The following is a 287-nucleotide window of genomic DNA, read 5'->3' as shown; positions in this document are numbered from 1 at the left end:
CCCTGGCTGTTATATCCTCCCTGGCTTAGCACTCCAAATTCATTCTCCAACTGGAATTCTCTCTGGTCTGCAAGATTGGCGTAGTCAACGTCATTGAACAGGGAATAAGGAGGGGTAACCTTTGCAACTACCTCAAATTTTGAACCTCCCATAGGGAAGATGGGATTGCTAAAAGTGTTATCCCTGGTTAAACCTAAGGTTATGGCGAAATTGTTGGAATATCCATCTCCAAACGTAAATAACCCGGTATTGTAATTCTTTAAATTATAGTGTTGAAAGGATACCGC

General features: G+C 41.8%; 1 pseudogene. It reads right to left on the bottom strand.

Annotation, left to right across the window (positions count from 1 at the left end):
• A pseudogene (locus HC176_RS19190) lies at positions 1 to 287 on the bottom strand (outer membrane protein assembly factor BamA); the annotation flags it as partial.

This window comes from Tamlana crocina (assembly GCF_012037625.1).
Note: the sequence above shows the minus strand (reverse complement) of the source record. Positions and strands in the feature narration are given on the sequence as shown.